This is a genomic window from Agarivorans sp. D1326 (assembly GCF_056958115.1).
Map to the genome: position 1 here is coordinate 364,107 of NZ_JBTWEN010000001.1, position 17,439 is coordinate 381,545.

General features: G+C 43.8%; 16 protein-coding genes. 5 read left to right on the forward strand and 11 right to left on the reverse strand.

Annotation, left to right across the window (positions count from 1 at the left end):
- Window positions 1-9 precede the first annotated feature (9 nt).
- On the forward strand, window positions 10-2,061 hold the full coding sequence (gene mnmC, locus ACYFDN_RS01565) for a bifunctional tRNA (5-methylaminomethyl-2-thiouridine)(34)-methyltransferase MnmC2/FAD-dependent 5-carboxymethylaminomethyl-2-thiouridine(34) oxidoreductase MnmC1 (RefSeq protein WP_483509777.1): 2,052 nt from the start codon (window positions 10-12) through the stop codon (window positions 2,059-2,061).
- 57 nt (window positions 2,062-2,118) lie between these two features.
- Here the strand turns inward: mnmC and ACYFDN_RS01570 are convergent, their stop codons facing one another.
- Entirely contained in the window at window positions 2,119-2,691 is a 573-nt protein-coding gene (locus tag ACYFDN_RS01570; protein WP_194164089.1) for a DUF922 domain-containing protein, read from the reverse strand.
- Window positions 2,692-2,980: 289 nt separating this feature from the next.
- On the opposite strand from ACYFDN_RS01570, the gene ACYFDN_RS01575 reads away from it, so the two are divergent.
- Both ACYFDN_RS01575 and ACYFDN_RS01580 read left to right on the forward strand, forming a co-directional pair.
- Window positions 2,981-4,027, forward strand: coding sequence for a response regulator (locus ACYFDN_RS01575; protein WP_040307574.1), 1,047 nt, complete (start codon window positions 2,981-2,983; stop codon window positions 4,025-4,027).
- Complete coding sequence (locus tag ACYFDN_RS01580; RefSeq protein ID WP_016403422.1) at window positions 4,024-4,995, forward strand: GGDEF domain-containing protein; 972 nt, start codon at window positions 4,024-4,026, stop codon at window positions 4,993-4,995. The genes ACYFDN_RS01575 and ACYFDN_RS01580 overlap by 4 nt, the downstream gene beginning before the upstream one ends.
- 66 nt (window positions 4,996-5,061) lie before the next feature.
- On the opposite strand, the gene ACYFDN_RS01585 is transcribed toward ACYFDN_RS01580, so the two are convergent.
- The 5 genes from ACYFDN_RS01585 to prmB form a co-directional block, all read right to left on the reverse strand.
- The gene (locus ACYFDN_RS01585) at window positions 5,062-5,364 is read right to left on the reverse strand and encodes a hypothetical protein (protein WP_152781096.1); all 303 of its coding nucleotides are present in this window, start codon (window positions 5,362-5,364) and stop codon (window positions 5,062-5,064) included.
- Window positions 5,309-6,484, reverse strand: a complete 1,176-nt coding sequence (locus ACYFDN_RS01590; RefSeq protein ID WP_483509778.1) for an ATP-NAD kinase family protein — start codon at window positions 6,482-6,484, stop codon at window positions 5,309-5,311. The genes ACYFDN_RS01585 and ACYFDN_RS01590 overlap by 56 nt, the downstream gene beginning before the upstream one ends.
- Window positions 6,477-6,989, reverse strand: coding sequence for an elongation factor P hydroxylase (locus ACYFDN_RS01595; RefSeq protein ID WP_483509779.1), 513 nt, complete (start codon window positions 6,987-6,989; stop codon window positions 6,477-6,479). Before ACYFDN_RS01595 ends, ACYFDN_RS01590 begins: the two co-directional genes overlap by 8 nt.
- 80 nt (window positions 6,990-7,069) lie before the next feature.
- Window positions 7,070-8,158: a chorismate synthase gene (gene aroC, locus ACYFDN_RS01600; RefSeq protein WP_152781102.1), complete on the reverse strand. Its 1,089-nt coding sequence runs from the start codon at window positions 8,156-8,158 to the stop codon at window positions 7,070-7,072.
- An 11-nt stretch (window positions 8,159-8,169) separates the two neighbouring features.
- Window positions 8,170-9,093 (reverse strand): 50S ribosomal protein L3 N(5)-glutamine methyltransferase, encoded by a 924-nt coding sequence (gene prmB / locus ACYFDN_RS01605; protein ID WP_483509780.1) that lies wholly within the window; start codon window positions 9,091-9,093, stop codon window positions 8,170-8,172.
- A 63-nt stretch (window positions 9,094-9,156) separates the two neighbouring features.
- Between prmB and smrB the strand changes: the two genes are divergently transcribed.
- The gene (smrB, locus tag ACYFDN_RS01610) at window positions 9,157-9,681 is read left to right on the forward strand and encodes an endonuclease SmrB (RefSeq protein WP_016403428.1); all 525 of its coding nucleotides are present in this window, start codon (window positions 9,157-9,159) and stop codon (window positions 9,679-9,681) included.
- 47 nt (window positions 9,682-9,728) lie between these two features.
- On the opposite strand, the gene ACYFDN_RS01615 is transcribed toward smrB, so the two are convergent.
- Together ACYFDN_RS01615 and sixA are read right to left on the reverse strand one after the other, a co-directional pair.
- Window positions 9,729-9,938, reverse strand: a complete 210-nt coding sequence (locus ACYFDN_RS01615) for a DUF1107 family protein (RefSeq protein ID WP_016403429.1) — start codon at window positions 9,936-9,938, stop codon at window positions 9,729-9,731.
- A 185-nt stretch (window positions 9,939-10,123) separates the two neighbouring features.
- Window positions 10,124-10,588 (reverse strand): phosphohistidine phosphatase SixA, encoded by a 465-nt coding sequence (gene sixA, locus ACYFDN_RS01620; RefSeq protein WP_483509781.1) that lies wholly within the window; start codon window positions 10,586-10,588, stop codon window positions 10,124-10,126.
- Between the two features lie 159 nt (window positions 10,589-10,747).
- Between sixA and ACYFDN_RS01625 the strand changes: the two genes are divergently transcribed.
- Window positions 10,748-13,534 carry an insulinase family protein gene (locus ACYFDN_RS01625; RefSeq protein WP_483509782.1) on the forward strand — a complete coding sequence of 929 codons (2,787 nt, stop codon included), beginning with the start codon at window positions 10,748-10,750 and terminating at the stop codon, window positions 13,532-13,534.
- A gap of 34 nt (window positions 13,535-13,568) precedes the next feature.
- On the opposite strand, the gene ACYFDN_RS01630 is transcribed toward ACYFDN_RS01625, so the two are convergent.
- From ACYFDN_RS01630 to fadI, 3 genes are all read right to left on the reverse strand, one after another.
- Window positions 13,569-13,766: a hypothetical protein gene (locus ACYFDN_RS01630; RefSeq protein ID WP_483509783.1), complete on the reverse strand. Its 198-nt coding sequence runs from the start codon at window positions 13,764-13,766 to the stop codon at window positions 13,569-13,571.
- Between the two features lie 109 nt (window positions 13,767-13,875).
- Window positions 13,876-15,999 (reverse strand): fatty acid oxidation complex subunit alpha FadJ, encoded by a 2,124-nt coding sequence (fadJ, locus tag ACYFDN_RS01635; protein WP_483509784.1) that lies wholly within the window; start codon window positions 15,997-15,999, stop codon window positions 13,876-13,878.
- Complete coding sequence (gene fadI / locus ACYFDN_RS01640) at window positions 15,999-17,306, reverse strand: acetyl-CoA C-acyltransferase FadI (RefSeq protein WP_483509785.1); 1,308 nt, start codon at window positions 17,304-17,306, stop codon at window positions 15,999-16,001. The genes fadJ and fadI overlap by 1 nt, the downstream gene beginning before the upstream one ends.
- Window positions 17,307-17,439 lie beyond the last annotated feature (133 nt).

Below are 17,439 nucleotides of genomic sequence, written 5' to 3' on the forward strand. Positions count from 1 at the left end.
GGTAAAGTTTTGTCTTCATCGGATAATGTGAATAACACCACAACAGCCACGATTCATTGGAATCCAGAAGGTACCCCTGTGGCTACCGATTACGATGATGTCTATTTTTCTGTCGACAATGGCTTAGCCGAAAGTCGTTACGTTTTTATTGAACAAAATCAACTCACTGAGCGCTGGAAAAATCACCAAACGGCTAGCTATGTTATCGCCGAGACTGGCTTTGGCACCGGCTTAAACTTTTTGGCAGCATGGCAGCATTACCAGCAACTTCTCGAAACAAACCCCGATACAGCGTTAACTCGACTACATTTTATTAGCTTTGAAAAGCACCCTTTATCACTAAACGATCTAAGCCAAGCCCTAAAACAATGGCCTGAACTTAAAGAGTTCAGTGACCAGCTAATTGCATTCTACCCTCAAATTATGACGCCAGGATGTCATCGAATTGCCTTTCGCCACCCGGTACCCATTACCTTAGACATTTGGATCGGCGATGTGCACCATAACCTGCCAGAAGTCCCGAACATCAGCGGAGGCTTGGTTAACTCTTGGTTTTTAGATGGTTTCGCTCCCAGCAAAAATCCTGATATGTGGACACAAAAATTATTTGAAGGCATGGCTGTACTTTCTGCTGATGATGCTTCCTTAGCCACCTTTACCGCAGCAGGCTTTGTGAGAAGAGGTTTGATTGAAGTAGGCTTTGATACGCAAAAAGCAAAAGGTTTTGGCCGAAAGCGGGACATGTTAGTGGGCCGTTTCAAACAGCACACTGCACCTCAAAGCTTAAATTCGCGACTATATAGCCGCAATGGGATTAAAGCGGGAGAAGACGTCGCAGTTATTGGCGCGGGCATTACTGGTGTTAGCCTCGCATATGCCTTAGTCAAACGTGGAATAAACGTTAGTTTATATGAAAAAAATAGCGCTGCTGCTTTAGAGGCCTCCGGCAATCGACAAGGCGCAGTGTATCCTTTACTTAGTCCTAACCAACCTCATGTTAGTGAGTTTTTTCAGCATGCCTTTAATTATCATCATCAAGTGTTGGCGCAATTGGCACAACAGCAATTAGAAGTTGAACACGATTACTGCGGCTTATTGCAATTGGCTTACAACGAAAAGTCTCAAGCAAAAAATCTCAACATTGCACAAGCTGGCTACCCTAAAAACTTGGTTTACCCGGTAGATAAGGCTACCGCCAGCGAGCTTGCTGGCGTGAGTTTAGATGATGAAGCTTTATTTTATCCTCACGCAGGCTGGGTGAATGCAAAACAATGTGTGCAAACCATTCTAAAAGCAGCGGAGCAATCTGGTCTGTTAAGTGTGCACTACGAGCATGAGTTAAGCGAATTTGAACTGGAGAACCAAGGCTGTAGACTACATTTTGGCTCACAAGTAAAACAACACAACAATATAGTTTTCTGTCAGTCTCACCATCTATTGAATTTGCCCCAAGCGGAGCAGCTTCCCATCACGCCCGTGCGTGGGCAAGTCAGCCATATCGAAACAACGCCGCAATTAAGTAAGCTCAGTAAAGTATTGTGTTACGAAGGCTACTTAACACCAGCCAACCAACAGCAGCATTGCATTGGTGCCAGTTACATTCGCAATGATTTAAGCCTTGAGCTAAAAGCCAACGAAGCAGAGAGCAACTTAAAGGCAATTAGAAAGTGTCAGCCCCAGCCCTGGAATGAACAATTAAAGCTGGCAAATATACCAGGCCGTGCAGCAACCCGCTGCGCAGTGCGCGACCATTTTCCATTGATAGGCCAATTGCCAAATTTGGAGCAATTGTTTAGTGAGCAATACCAACAGCAATGGCAAGAGGTGAATCCACCAAGTTATGGCGGAGTATTTGTTGCTATTGGTTTTGGTTCAAGAGGAATATGCAGCGCACCATTTGCTACGGAGTTGTTAGCCGCTCAACTATGTAACGAACCGATACCACTTAAGCAAAGTACTTTAAATTGCGTTCATCCACATCGTTTTTGGAACCGACGTTTAGTAAAAAAGCGCCCTCTAGCCTTAAATTATCGTGAGTTCAAAAATAGATCAGCGTGTTGAATCAACGTTCTAATTGGCCAAGCTAACAAAATAGTCTTGGCCCAAATTGCTGATAACTTAAGGTATTGTTAAACCTAAAGACTCGCCATGGCGTGTTTGACGCTGATAGGTACGAACCTTTTGTTGTGCGCTAGCTAAAGCTGCTCTGCCTTTGGCATTAATTAGAGCTTCTAGTTTGTCGCACTCAGTTGCACTTAAGCCTTGAGTTTGCTGAATAAAGCGGTCAACACTTTGTTCTATTAAACGGGTGATTTTTTGGTGGTACTGCTGAGCAGCTGCAATATAGCCAATCCAAGATTGCTGGGCTGCGAAATCTGCATTACTCTGGCTTATCCAACGAGGCATCACTAAATCAGCACTTAGCTGTAACTCCGGTTGAAGGGCCTCACAACGGTCGTTACGAATTTGCACCTTAGGTGTCCAATTCATTCGATATTGCGCAGCAATACTGTAACGATTTCCTTGTTTTTGGGGACCTTGCGCTTTCAGCTGATTACGTAATTGGTTTAAATCATGAGCGCTAACATCATAATACTCTATACTACTTTGCACCGAGGCAGACTGTGCGCATACAGAAAACAGTATACAAACGGCCACTACTCCTTGCCTGATCCATCTTGCTGGTTTCACTTTAGTTCCTCTAAAAGTCCACTTCCGTTTACTAGCTTTAACGCTAATTAATAGATTTATTTTTATATTTTGACCCTGCAGCATAACAGACAGTCAGCACAAGTTTGAAACTTTAACTAATAATCAATAACTTCTCGACTAAACTTATCTTTACACCGAACTACAGAACAGTTTTTGTGAATCACCTCAAAGCGCGGCATACAAATCTCTGTTTTTTATCAATTGAGACTTAGCAAGGTTGGCATTTAGCTTCATACTGTCAGCATACAAGGAGAGTTAATAGTAAATTATGTCGTTACCAATTCTCATATGCGATGACTCCAACCTCGCAAGAAAGCAAATGGCCCGCAGCCTTCCACCAGGCTGGGATGTAGAGATAAGCTTCGCCAAACATGGCCAAGAAGGGGTTGACTTGATCCGCCAAGGTAAAGGAGACGTGGTTTTCCTCGATCTCAACATGCCAGTAATGGACGGATATGAAGTACTAGAAGAAGTGCAGAAGAACGATTTACCGGCACTGATTATTGTGGTGTCTGGCGATGTTCAACCCGAAGCCTATACCCGAGTTAAACAACTTGGTGCCCTCGATTTCATTAAGAAGCCTACGAACAAAGCTAAAATTGGTGAAATCTTGGTTGCCTACGGCATTGTTGAATCGCAGCAACTGCTTGAGCTTGAAAACGACTTAGCCGCTTTAGATAAAATGCCGGCACCGGTCAACGATACGCTTTCACCGAAAATTGTCGATTTTAGGGACCACTACCAAGAGATTGCCAACGTAGCAATGGGACGAGCAGCAGACTTACTAGCGCGCTTACTCGATGCATTTATCGTTTTACCCATCCCCAACGTTAATATTCTTGAAACTAGTGAATTGCATATGGCGCTGACTTCGGTTGAAGAAAACGAAGCAATGTCGGCGGTTTGCCAAGGCTTTATTGGCTCTGGTATCGCCGGAGAAGCGCTGCTTTTGTTCCACGATTCTAGTTTCGCTGATATGTCTAAGCTTATGAATTATCAAGGCGAATTAGATGACAATGGGCAACTAGAAGTGCTAATGGACATTGCCAACATTCTTATCGGTGCTTGCCTGAAGGGAGTATCCGACCAACTAGATGTTGGCTTTTCACAAGGCCACCCCGTGGTATTGGGACAACATTGTAATATCGGCGACTTAATAAACAGTAATACCCAACGCTGGCAAAAAACTTTGGCAATTGAAATCAACTACACTATTGAAAAGCACAACATTCAATGTGACTTATTATTGCTGATTACTGAAGATTCGCTGCCAACTCTAAATAACAAAATTTCTTACTTATTTGAGCACCAATGAGCCAACATCAAAATGAAATGAACGAGTTCCACTGGATGCTGGACATGATACAAACTATCGATGTCGGACTAGTGGTGCTCGATAAAGACTACCAAGTACAAGTGTGGAACAACTTCATGGAAACCCACAGTGGCTTGCGTCCCGACCAAGCCCAAGGTAAAAAGCTGTTCTCGCTATTTCCTCAGCTTCCAGAAGATTGGCTGCGCCACAAAATTGATTCGGTGTTTTTTCTAAAGAACCGCGCATTTACCACCTGGGAACAGCGACCGCACGTATTCCCCTTTAAAAACTATCGCCCAATCACTGGTACGGTAGATTTTATGTACCAAAACATCACCATCATTCCGCTTACGTCATTAACCGGTATCGTTACCCATATTAGTTTAATTATTTATGATGTTACCGATAACGCAGTGAATAAACTTGAAGCGCAAAAGGTCAATGAAGAGTTAAAAATACTAAGCCGTACCGACAAACTCACTCAGTTATACAACCGAGGATACTGGCAAGATAGATTAGAACAAGAGTTTAATCGCTTTGTACGAAACACCGCCCCTAGCTCTCTAGTGATGTTTGATATTGACCACTTTAAACAAGTGAATGATACCTACGGTCATCCGGCTGGCGATAAAATCATTACTTTAGTGGGTGATACATTACGCAAGGTTATGCGTAAAACCGATATTGCAGGGCGTTATGGCGGCGAAGAATTTGGCGTTATTTTAACCGATACAGATTCGGAGCATGCCAAAATATTTTGTGAACGTTTACGAACCGCGATTGAGGCCTTAAAACCAGTAGTAGATGGAGTAGAAATTCCGTTTACTGTGAGCTTGGGAGTGGCAGAGCTAGATGATCAAACTGCCAGTGCTAAAGACTGGTTAGCTAATACCGACCAAGCCTTATATCAAAGTAAACACAATGGTCGAAACCAAACCAGCCTGTTTGCTCATAAAACACCTGATTAATACTCAGGTAAACAAACTAAAAAAGCAAAGCCGAAGCTTTGCTTTTTTTATTCTTCACTTAATCACTTAGGCTACAGCAGAAACAACTTGCTGTTGACTATCAGCAAACGAAATAGCATCGCGCCATAAAGCCTCTACCTGCGATTGCATAGTTTCGTCTGTTTCACCGTCAAAGTGAGCATCCAACAAGGCAATATGCATTTGTGATTTTAAGCAATGCACCATTGGGCGACCGCTTAATTCAGTTAGTGTTGCAACAACCCCAAGATGATCACTTAGGTATTGAATAACATTTTTTGGTGGAGCATTTAGATTAGTGTCGTGGCTGTTCAGGTAAGTCTGCAGCAGGGTGACATAATTCTTGAGCATCGGTAACCTCATTTTCAGGGTTCGATACTCGATACATAATATAATCTCGGTAACCAGTAATTACCTTGATGCTTCCAGATAAATTCTTATCTAGTTCTGTATCGCCAGTATCAACAATCAACGGGCGTCCATGCAAAGATTTAAGTTTAGTTTTTGTTGCTACAACTACAATGTTTTCCCGGCCAAGCTTGCGAATAACCGCAGGGCCTAGTTGTTGATTGCCACGGCCAAATAAATGTCCCTGACCACCAATGGGTGTAATCAATAGCTTAGTTTGTACGTCGCTTATTCTATTAATCAGCTCAGCTTCGGTCAAATCCTCTTGGACGATTTGGTGATCTTTAACCAAATCTACTCCCAGAAGAGTATTAGGCAGTGATAACTCCTGCATAATGGCGGCTACAGTGGAGCCTGATCCTGCGATAAACTGCTCATCTTCTAACAACTCTATCACTTCGGCGGCAATATCCTGCAAAACTAGCTCTTCAGATTCAATACCACCTTGCTTAACCGACTGAACATAACGCAATTCATCAGGCACAAGCATCTCGCCAAAACACTTAGCACGCACTCTTCCTTGGCGAAAAGCTTGCTCATCAATATCCATTACATCGGCGCTTTTAAGGCTTAGCATTTCGCCTTTAACTAGCTTCTCAATAACAATGCCACTAGCGGCAGGCGTAACGCCATAAACGCCAGAATGAATCTTACAACCAGCAGGAATACCTAAACACTTAGTCCCCTCGCCCACAGCACTAAGCACGTCTCTAGCGGTACCATCTCCGCCCGCAAAAATGAGTAGCTCTACACCAAGCTCAGCCAGCTGCTGCGCGGCTTGTTGAGTATCAAGCGCATCTGAGGGTTGATTAGCTTGATAAATCACTTCATGAGGCAAGGATAGCTTTTGACACAAGTCCTCACCCATTTCGCCAGACGCGGTGTAAACAATAAACGCTTGTTGAACTTGGCTTAGCGCCAGCAAAGCTTGCTCAGCGCGCAAGTTGGCTTTTTTTGTTGCACCCTTAGCAAGTGCCTGTTCACTCACCCCATCAGAGCCTTTTAGCGCAACGCTACCCCCAACACCAGCAATGGGATTTACAATCAAACCCAACTTAATCATTTGCATCCTCAACCAATGCTTGGTTTGCCTTGTTTAACACCGTCATGAATTTTCGAGCCCTTACCGGGAAGCCTTGCTGCAAATATAGCTGATACTGCTCTTCAACCGCAGCAGTAAATGCATGGCGGTCACTTTGAAAGCCAGATAAGTTATCAACACTCACTTGAAAAGTACGTCCTGCAGCGCGCGCTAGGCCACACTCCACGGCTTGCGGCTTATATTCCACTTTTTCAAAGTCCAATTGCTGCTGTTGGTTTCGCCCATCTGCCTTATACCAATAGCCATAATCTTCTAACTGTCGGCGCTGCTCACCGGCAATACACCAATGAGCAATCTCGTGTAAGGCACTGGCATAAAAGCCATGAGCAAACACTATTTGGTGCTTAACCCTATCTTCACCTGCTGGTAGATAAATCGGATCATCTTCTCCAGCAACGAGCTCAGTATTAAAATCAGCAAAGGTTTCATTAAACAGTAAAATAAGCTGCTTTACGTCATCCAGCATCGCTATTCTCTAGTTCTCGCTATGCTATAAAAAAGCCCCTAAATGCAACATTTAAGGGCTTACTGTTAAAGGCTAAATGCTTAACGCAGGATCGGTGTTTCTGTCGCTACAGCGCCGTTTTGGCCGCGCTGGCGTAAACAATGATCCATTAACACAATTGCTAACATTGCTTCAGCAATCGGTACTGCGCGAATACCAACACATGGGTCGTGGCGCCCTTTGGTCACAACTTCTACCGGCTTGCCATATTTATCAATAGTTTGCCCAGGTACAGTAATACTTGAAGTGGGTTTTAAGGCTATATGTGCAACCACATCTTGACCAGACGAAATGCCCCCCAACACACCACCGGCATGGTTAGAACTAAAGCCTTCAGGTGTCATTTCATCGCGATGTTCACTGCCACGTTGGTTAACGACCGCAAAGCCGTCACCAATTTCTACCGCTTTAACTGCATTAATGCCCATTAGTGCATGCGCAATATCAGCATCTAAACGATCAAATACTGGCTCACCTAAGCCAACTGGAACTTGCTTAGCAACAATACTTAAACGCGCGCCAATTGAATCACCTTCTTTTTTCAGCGCTCGCATAAACTCATCAAGCTCTTCCAACTTGCTTTCGTCTGGAAAGAAAAACGGGTTCTGCTCAATTTGAGAAAAGTCGATATTCTCAGCTTTTACTGGGCCGAGTTCACTTAAGTAACCGTGGATCTCTACACCGTGATGTTGCTTCAAATATTCTTTAGCGATTACACCCGCCGCTACCCGCATTGCGGTTTCACGAGCAGAAGAGCGACCACCACCACGGTAATCTCGGGTACCGTACTTTTGATGATAGGTGTAGTCTGCATGGCCTGGGCGGAACATATCTTTAATATTAGAGTAATCTTTTGAACGCTGATCGGTGTTCTCAATCATTAAGCCAATCGAGGTACCGGTAGTCTTTCCTTCAAATACACCTGCAAGAATTTTAACTTGGTCAGGTTCACGACGCTGGGTGGTATAGCGTGATGTACCCGGTCTACGACGATCCAAATCTTTTTGAATCATTGCTTCGTTAATTTCTAGTCCCGGTGGACACCCATCAATAATACAACCCAGTGCAACACCGTGGCTTTCACCAAAGGTTGTTACGCGAAAGAGCTGGCCAATGCTGTTTCCTGCCATTAATTCTATCCTTACTGTTCAAATTGCGAGCGGCAAGCAAGCAATTGCTCGCGGCTAATAATAAATACTCCGTGCCCGCCGTTGGTAAACTCTATCCATGTAAACGGAACATCGGGAAACTGTTGCTGCATATGCACTTGGCTATTGCCAATTTCTACAATTAACAAACCATTTGTAGTTAAGTGATCTGCGGCATCAGCCAAAATCTTTTTAGTTAACTCTAAGCCATCAAAACCCGATGCCAAGCCTAACTCAGGCTCATGCATAAACTCATCTGGCAAGTTACTCATGTCTTCAGCATCAACATAAGGCGGGTTGCTGACAATTAGATCATAAGTATGCCCTTTCAACGCGTTTAAGCCATCAGACAAAATAGGCGTAACTTGTTGCTCTAAGCCATGCCCTTGAATATTAATCTCGGCTACTGCTAGGGCGTCTTCCGAAATATCAACCGCGTCTACTTCTGCTTCGGGGAAAGCATAAGCGCAACCAATAGCTATACAAGCGCTGCCCGTGCATAAATCTAGTATCCGCTTGGGCTCTTCTACCAACCACGGCGAGAATTGGGTTTCAATAAGTTCAGCAAAAGGAGAACGAGGCACAAGCACTCTTTCGTCCACGTAAAACTCTAAACCAGCAAACCATGCTTTGTTGGTTAAGTAAGCCACAGGCAAGCGCTCTTGAACACGCTTAACCACCAGCTCAACCAATAAACTACGTTCTTGACGAGTTAAACGCGCATGCCTTACCTCTGGATCAACATCCAAAGGTAAATGAAGACTAGGCAATATAAGTTGTACAGCTTCGTCCCAAGCGTTGTCAGTTCCATGACCATAGAAAACGCCAGAAGCATTAAATCGACTCACCGCCCAGCGGATCATATCTTGAATAGTATGTAACTCATCGATTGCTTCTTCGATAAATATCTTTTCCAATTTGGCCTCCAGATTAAGTACAATCACCCACTATATGGCTTCAGGCACAACTGATAATAAAAGATGAAAAAACCAACTGACGAAGATTTCGCTGCTTTCAAAGAAGCGCTCAAAGGCGTTCGCCAGATAAAACAAGATAAAATAAGTCTTGAGCCCACTCGAATCAAGCAAAAAAGCCAACAAAGGGAAAAACAGCAACGTGCGGCCTTAAATAATAGCCAATTCTTCTTTTCTGATGAGTACCACCCTTTGCTACCAGACGAAGGGCCAATGCGTTGGCAAAGTGATGAATGCGATCCCTATGAGCTAAAAAAACTCCGTCGTGGAGATTATTCCCCTGAGATTCTACTCGACTTACACGGCCTTACTCAGCTCCAAGCAAAACAAGAAATCGCCGCGTTAATCATTGAGTGCAAGCAACAGCACTACCACGTTGCCTCCATAATGCATGGCCATGGTCAACAAATCCTCAAAACTAAAGTACCTCAGTGGCTGGCTCAACATCCAGAAGTGCTCGCCTTTCATCAGGCTCCCAAAATACACGGCGGCTCTAGTGCGTTGTTAGTGTTAATTAGTTCTCCAAACTAAAAAACCACTCCGAAGAGTGGTTTCTACTTTCTAAACAAAGCCTATTGTTAAGCGGCTTTATTCTTAAATTCGTCGATGTGTTGGTTCACTTCTGCCACTGTTTGCCGGTGCTTAGTGGTTTTGTGATTTGCCAAAGTTTCTAATTTACCATTTTTAAACTCGTATGCCCCTCGTCCTTGAATATACAAGCGTCCTTTAAAAAACGCTTTAACGTAACGGGCAATTTTAACTGGAGAATAACGGGAAAATATTTTCATTCATTATGTCCACTGCTGTTTTGACAAAACGAATACTACTAGGAGATATTGGCGAATTCTAAGGAAATCGGCAGCAATTCACTGTTCCGCGAAGAAGATCTCAAAAGCACAAAAAACTGGGAACCTTTGAGATTTAGAGCAATACACCAACAGTAAACAGCTAACCGGTTGATAAGTTTGTTTTACTACAAGCTTATTGGGTGTTGCAGTGAGATAAAGCTGTTTTCTTGCCCTACTTGCAACTCAGCAACAGCCGCAGTACTAAATAATGGAGCACCAGCTTCAGCCACTAGGCCTTCAACAATAAAGCCCACTAGCGGCAAATGAGATACCACTAGCAAATTACCTTGTGGTTGCTCTAAAGCAAGTTCGTTAATTAAGCTCACCACGGCTACTTCGTCACCAGAGGGCGTTAGCTCGTTTAATTCGATCACTTTAACCGCTTCCGGTAAGCTTTTAGCCAAAAGCTGCCATGTTTGCTGCGCACGCAAATATGGGCTCACTAATACATAATCTAATTGTGGTAGTTTATCCGCTAGATACGCCCCCATTTTACCTACTTCATTTAAGCCAGATTGGTTTAGTGCTCGCTCGCTATCGCTAGCAGCGAACATTTCGGCTTCACCATGACGCATGATAAATACTTGCATAAAAGGGCTCTTCTTAATTAATTGAGACGTGTTAAACGTCTAAGCTTACTAATTTTGGCTGCTAATTTAATTGATATGCCACAAAACATCCATCAGAGTTTGCAAGACCAAGTTAAGCGACTGATAATCATACTATCGCCATAAACAAGGAATGTTGCCTTGCGCACTAGCCCTAACGATCCAAAACAATATCGTTACATAACTTTAAACAATGGTCTTAAGGTCTTGTTAGTACAAGATGAAACAGCGCAAAAGTCTGCTGCTTCTCTCGCAGTAAATATTGGCCATTTTAACGATCCCAAAAACCGTGAAGGCTTGGCTCACTTTTTAGAGCATATGCTTTTTTTGGGAACAGATTCTTATCCTAAAGCAGGTGAATACCAAAGTTTCATAAACCGCCATGGCGGTAGCAATAACGCGTGGACAGGCACCGAACACACCAATTACTATTTTGATATTGATAACGATTGGTTTGACGAAGCGCTTGACCGCTTTAGCCAGTTTTTCATCTGCCCGTGTTTTAACCCAGAGCTGGTTGAGCGTGAACGACAAGCTGTTAACTCTGAATACCAACTAAAAATAAAAGACGATGTACGCCGCATTTACCAAGTGCATAAAGAAACGGTAAATCCCGATCATCCCTTCAGTCAGTTTTCTGTAGGTAGCTTAGATACCCTTAGTGATGGTGAAACATCGATTAGAGACGACCTAATCGCCTTTTATCAACAGCATTACTCGGCCGATTTAATGTCGCTAGCAGTGCTTAGCCCCCATGAGCTTGACCAAAATGAAGCCCATGTGCGGCAACTGTTTTCCGCAATTCCAAAGATTGTTGTAAATAAACCTAAAATAGCCCCCTTTTATTTGCCGGAGAACCTGGCATTAGAAACCCATATTCAGCCGGTTAAAGATCTTAAAAAGCTCACTTTATCTTTTGGCTTTGGCGACATGGATTCACTTTATCGACAAAAGCCTCTCACCTATATTGCACATATTTTAGGTTATGAAGGGCCCGGCAGCTTAGTGGCTCTATTGCGCCATGCCGGTTTAATTAACTCTATGGCTGCGGGTGGCGGAGTCAGTGGCAGCAATTTTAAGGATTTTTGCATTAGCTACTCCTTAACCGATGAAGGCTTAAACTGCATTGACTCAATCATCGACGCGAGCTTTAGTTACTTGGAAATGATTCGCCAACATGGTTTACAAGCTTGGCGCTACAGCGAAAAACAGCAAGTATTTGAACGGGCCTTCCTTTATCAGGAAAAATCACGGGCTATCGACTTAGTCTCTCACTTAGCCATTAACTTACAGCATTATCCCGCAGACGATGTTATCTATGGCGATTACGCCATGGAGAACTACGACCAAGCTCTTATCTCGCAATGCTTAAAACAAATTGTCCCTGAGAGAATGCGTATTACTTTGGTATCACCCAATGTTAAGGGAGATAAAATAGCTAAGTGGTACCACACCCCCTATTCGGTAAAACGCATTGAACCTGAGCGCATTAAACGCTGGCAATCACCAGGTGAATTAGAAAGTTTGCAACTACCCGCCAGTAATCCATTTTTGTCTTTTAACCAATCGCCTTTGGTTGAGCCACAAGAACAAGAAGCTGAGCCTAGATTGCTGTTTGATAAACCTGGCTTTCGCTTATGGTTTAGTAATGAACCAGAATTTAGAGTCCCTAAAGGGCATTTGTATGTGTCTGTAGATTCAAAACATGCGGTAGCTTCGGTGCGCAACATTGTTTGCACGCGCTTAATGGTAGAGTTGATGCTAGATCATCTCAGCGAGATGACTTACCAAGCCGAGATTGCTGGCATGTCTTACCAGCTCTATGCCCATCAAGGCGGCTACACCTTGCACCTATCTGGATTTAGTGACAAACAAATCTTGCTACTCAAGATGATCATGAATAACCGCTTATTCGGTCATTTTGAGCGTAAGCGCTTTGGAATAATTAAACAGCAGTTAGCAAAACACTGGCAAAACCAGATGCAAGTAAAGCCGATTTCGCAATTGTTTAGCGAACTAACCTCGTTGCTGCAACCTAACAACCCGCCGCCTAGCGCCTTACTCGAAGAGCTAGAAGACGTTCAATTAGAAGAGCTGCCCGACTTTGTGGCCAAGCTTTATCAAAACATTCATATAGAAATGTTGGCTTACGGCAATTGGTCGGAGCCAACAATTGAAGAGCTGGGTGAGTTTATTCAGCAAGAGATATCACCGGATACCAGCCCATCAAAGGAAACACCAAGAAAGCTTATTAGCATTAAAGATCAAGGAAGCTTGTTATACGAAATTAATTGTCAGCAAAATGACTCGGCGCTAATGATTTATTACCAAAGCCGAGACTTAAGCCCTGAGAGCATTGCCTTGTTTACCCTAAGTAACCACATTATGACCTCAACCTTCTTTAATGAGTTACGCACCAAGCAGCAGCTAGGTTACATTGTGGGAACAGGCAACTTGCCGCTTAATCGCCACCCCGGCATTATTTTCTATGTGCAATCACCACATGGGCAACCGCAAACACTGCTCGATGCCATTAACGACTTTTTGGATGAGTTCCCGGTGCTGATGTTTGAGCTAAGTGACGCGCAATGGCAACAAAGCAAACAAGGACTAATTGCCCAAATACTAGAGCGCGAAAGCAATATGCGAACCCGTGCTCAGCGTTTTTGGGTAAGCATCGGCAACAAAGACTTGACCTTTAACCAGCGCCAGCGTGCAGCGGAATGCATTGAACGGCTTGAGCGGGTTGACCTCGTCCGATTTATGATGAGCTTAAAAAGCAAGCAGCGAGACCGGGTTATCGTATACAACCATGGAGCAAGTGAGCAGCAAGCTGAGCCTTTAAATACCCACCATTTAGAGACAGTACGAGTAGTTAAAAGCCGTAGTGAGTTTCAGAGTGATTCAGCAATTTATTGCTATAACTAAAAGAGATGAGAAACTATAAACAGTGAAGGCTAGATTAAGCCTTCATTCGGCTATCGTTAAAACCTTGGCTGCGCTTTACATTAAGCTTTTGATGCGTCCAGAGCAGTGGCATACACAGTGGCCCAAACAATAAGCCCACCAATGCCCAACGCCATCGCGGCAAAGAAAACTTAATAGCTTCTACGTAGAAAAATAGCCCAAAACAGACTGACAACAACAAAACGAAAAACATACGACTCGCTCTAATACAGACAGGGTGGAGATGTTAACAGAAATGTCTTAGTTACACTAAAGCCAAGGAGAATTATTCACCTTGGCTTTTGTTATGCTTACTTTACAATTTAAGGGTAATAGCTTTGGCCTTTATCAGCCATTGCAACCAAGGCTTCGCAAGGTTTAAAACGCTCACCGTAGCTTGATTCCATCGCCTGAAGCTCTTTCACCAAGTTAGCAATACCAATGCTATCCATAGCGCGGAATGGTCCACCTAAGAAAGGTGGGAAGCCAATACCGAAAATAGCACCTAAATCACCATCTCGTGCACTGTGTATAACCCCTTCATCTAAACAGCGCGCTGCTTCATTAAGCATCATATAAACACAACGCTTAGACAAGGTAGCTGCATCGAGTGAGGTTTTGGGTTTAACACCCAGTACCGAGTACACCTTTTCGTCAACTTGCTTGGCTTTGGCTTTTTTACCTTTGCCGTAGAGATAGAAACCTCGACCGTTTTTCTTACCTAAGCGCTTATCATCGATAAGTTTGGCAAATGCATCTGGCGCTTTAAAACGCTCACCTAGCTCAGCTTCGAGAATCGGAGCAATTTTAGAGCCTACATCAATGCCTACTTCGTCAAGCAAGGTCATTGGGCCAACTGGGAAGCCATAATCTAGTAGCGTTTTATCTAAATGTTCAATGCTCTGCCCTTCTAGCAACAACATGGCGGCTTCATTCATGTAAGGCGCAAGAATACGGTTTACGTAAAAGCCTGCACCATCTTTCACTACAATTGCAGTCTTCCCTTGTTTACGAGCAAACTCTACCGTATCGGCAATGGTTTGCTCATTAGTGCCAGCATGCGGAATAATTTCAGCCAACGGCATTTTTTCTACTGGACTAAAGTAATGCAAGCCAATCACTTGCTCTGGGCGCTCAGCTTTAGCCGCTATTTGCCCAATAGGCAATGAAGAAGTATTGCTGGCAAAAATCGTTTTTTGATTACAATTGGCTTCAATATCAGCCACCATTTGTTGCTTAAGCGCTAAATCTTCAAATACTGCTTCCACCACAATTTGGCTATTTTGCATGCCAACAAAATCTGTTCCGCCGGTAATGTTGTTCATTTGCTGCTGCAACTGGGCATTAGTGATAAACCGGCGTTTACGCTTTTTATCTAACAACTTATAGGCGTAATTTAGGCCGCCTAACACACCTTTTTCGCTAATATCTTTAATACGAACTTGTGCTTTAGCTTTGGTCGCCGACACAAAAGCAATGCCCGCTCCCATTAAACCACCACCTAAAACAGCAACTTGATTAATTCTTTGTGGCGACACACCTTCAAACAAGCTTTCTTTTTTCAGTTCATTCGACGCAAAAAACAAGCCGCGCAACGCTGCTGACTCAGGGCTTTTCACTAAGTCAGCAAAACGCTTGGCTTCTTCTTGATAAGCGGCCTCGGTATTTTTCTCAATCCCAGCTTTAACACAGGCAATAATCTCGTTAGGCGCTGGGTAATTGCCACGCGTTTTGCTCATGGTTTGCTTAGTTACCTGAGAAAACAACACATTACGACCAACTGGGTTACCTTCCAATAACTTTGAAATGCTACTTAGTTTAGGTTTTGGTTTACGTTTAGCTTTACCAGCATACTTCTTAGCAACATCTAGCAGTACGCTGTTTGGTACCATTTCATCCACTAAGCCACTTTTTAGGGCTTGCTTGGGGCGTAACTGTTTGCCAGTAAGCATCATCTCTAAAGCTTTTTGAATACCAACCAGCTTTGGTAAGCGTTGAGTACCACCGCCACCGGGTAACAGACCAAGTTGCACTTCAGGCAAGCCTAGGCTGGTTTTATCGTCGTTACTACATACTCGATAATCACAAGCTAAGGCGACTTCTAAGCCGCCACCTAAGCACGGTCCATGAATAGCAGCGATAACCGGAAACGGTAGCTTAGCTAAGCGGGCGAAAACTTTGTGTCCGTCTTGTGAGAGCTTTTGCGCATCGGCGGCAGTATCACAACTGTCCAACATGCCAATATCAGCGCCGGCGATAAACGAATCAGCCTTTCCGCTATACACCACCATACCAGTAAGTTGAGACTGAGAAGCTAGGTCATCCAATATGGCATCCAGCTCGGGGCCAAATTCGGCTTTTAAGGTGTTCATGGTTTCACCATGTACATCAATTTTTAGCAGCGCAATATTCTCTTCAATCGTTAAGGTGAAAGTTTGCTGTTCCATTATTCAACCTCCAAAACCATTGCCGCGCCCAAACCACCTGCCGCACAGGCAGTGGTTAAACCTAAACCACCACCGCGACGACGAAGCTCGTTAAGCATTTGCGTAATCATTCGCGCACCAGTGGCGGCAAAGGGGTGACCATAAGCAATTGAGCTACCCATTACGTTAAACTTCTCCATGTCAATTTCACCCAAGGCTTTCTCTCGGCCAATAGACTTAGCAAATTCGTCACTGGCAAACATTTTAACGTTCGCTAGCGTTTGAGCGGCAAAGGCTTCGTGCATTTCAATTAAGTCTAAGTCTTGCAAACTAATACCTGCGCGGTCTAAAGCAATTGGGGTTGCGTAAGAAGGCCCCATTAACATGTCTTCCCACACATCGATGCCAGCAAAGGCATAACTCTTTATGTAACCTAAAATAGGTAAACCTTGCTCTTTGGCTTTATCTTCTCGCATAAGTAACACCGCGGCGGCTCCATCGGTAAGCGGAGTAGCGTTAGCTGCAGTTACCGAACCATGCTTGCGGTCGAATACGGGTTTTAGTTTGGCCAGTTTCTCTTCACTTGAGTCACCGCGCACATTATTGTCACGGCTAATAGAGGTTTTAAAAGGCTCGGGGTAAGCGGTCATTACTTCGTCGTCCAACTTACCTTCTTCCCAAGCCTGATGCGCTAAGCGGTGTGAACGCGCGGCTAACTTGTCTTGGTCGGCACGTTTTATACCGTGCGTTTTAGCCATTTGCTCAGCAGTTTGTCCCATTGAAATACCGGTTGAATACTCAGCAACTGCAGGAGGAACTGGCGCTAAGTCTTTAATTCTTAGCTTTTTAATAATGTTCCAACGCTGCCCTGCACTGCGGGCTTTAGATAGCTCAAGTAAACTGCGAGCTAGCTTTTTGCTCACTCCAATAGGTAACACTGAAGATGAATCTGCACCACCAGCAATACCACAATCAATTGTGCCAGCCATAATGGACTCAACTACGTTAACCGTTGCCTGAAAACTAGTCGCACAAGCCCTAGAAACACTATATGCGTCAGTAGACACATCTAATGGAGTACCCAAAACAATTTCACGGGCAATGTTTGGCGCTGCAGGCATTTGTACTACTTGACCAAATACCAGTTGTTGAATCTCTTTCACGTCTAGATCTACACGCTTAATTAATTCATTAACCACCATTTTCCCAAGATCTACGGCTGGAACATCATGATAGGCTGTGGCTTGACGCGCAAATGGAGTACGCAAACCCGCAACTACTGCTATGCGTGCGCCATTCGCCGTTTGTAAAGATTGTTGTTGGTGCATTCAATTTATCCTTAACGAGTTAAGAGGTCAGACCTCATAAGCTTTATATTAACCATTTCTTCACATAATTCAAACAAGCGATTAAAACTAGTAGTAAGCCGTCAAATTTAAAGGAAATTTTTTGAGCCTAACT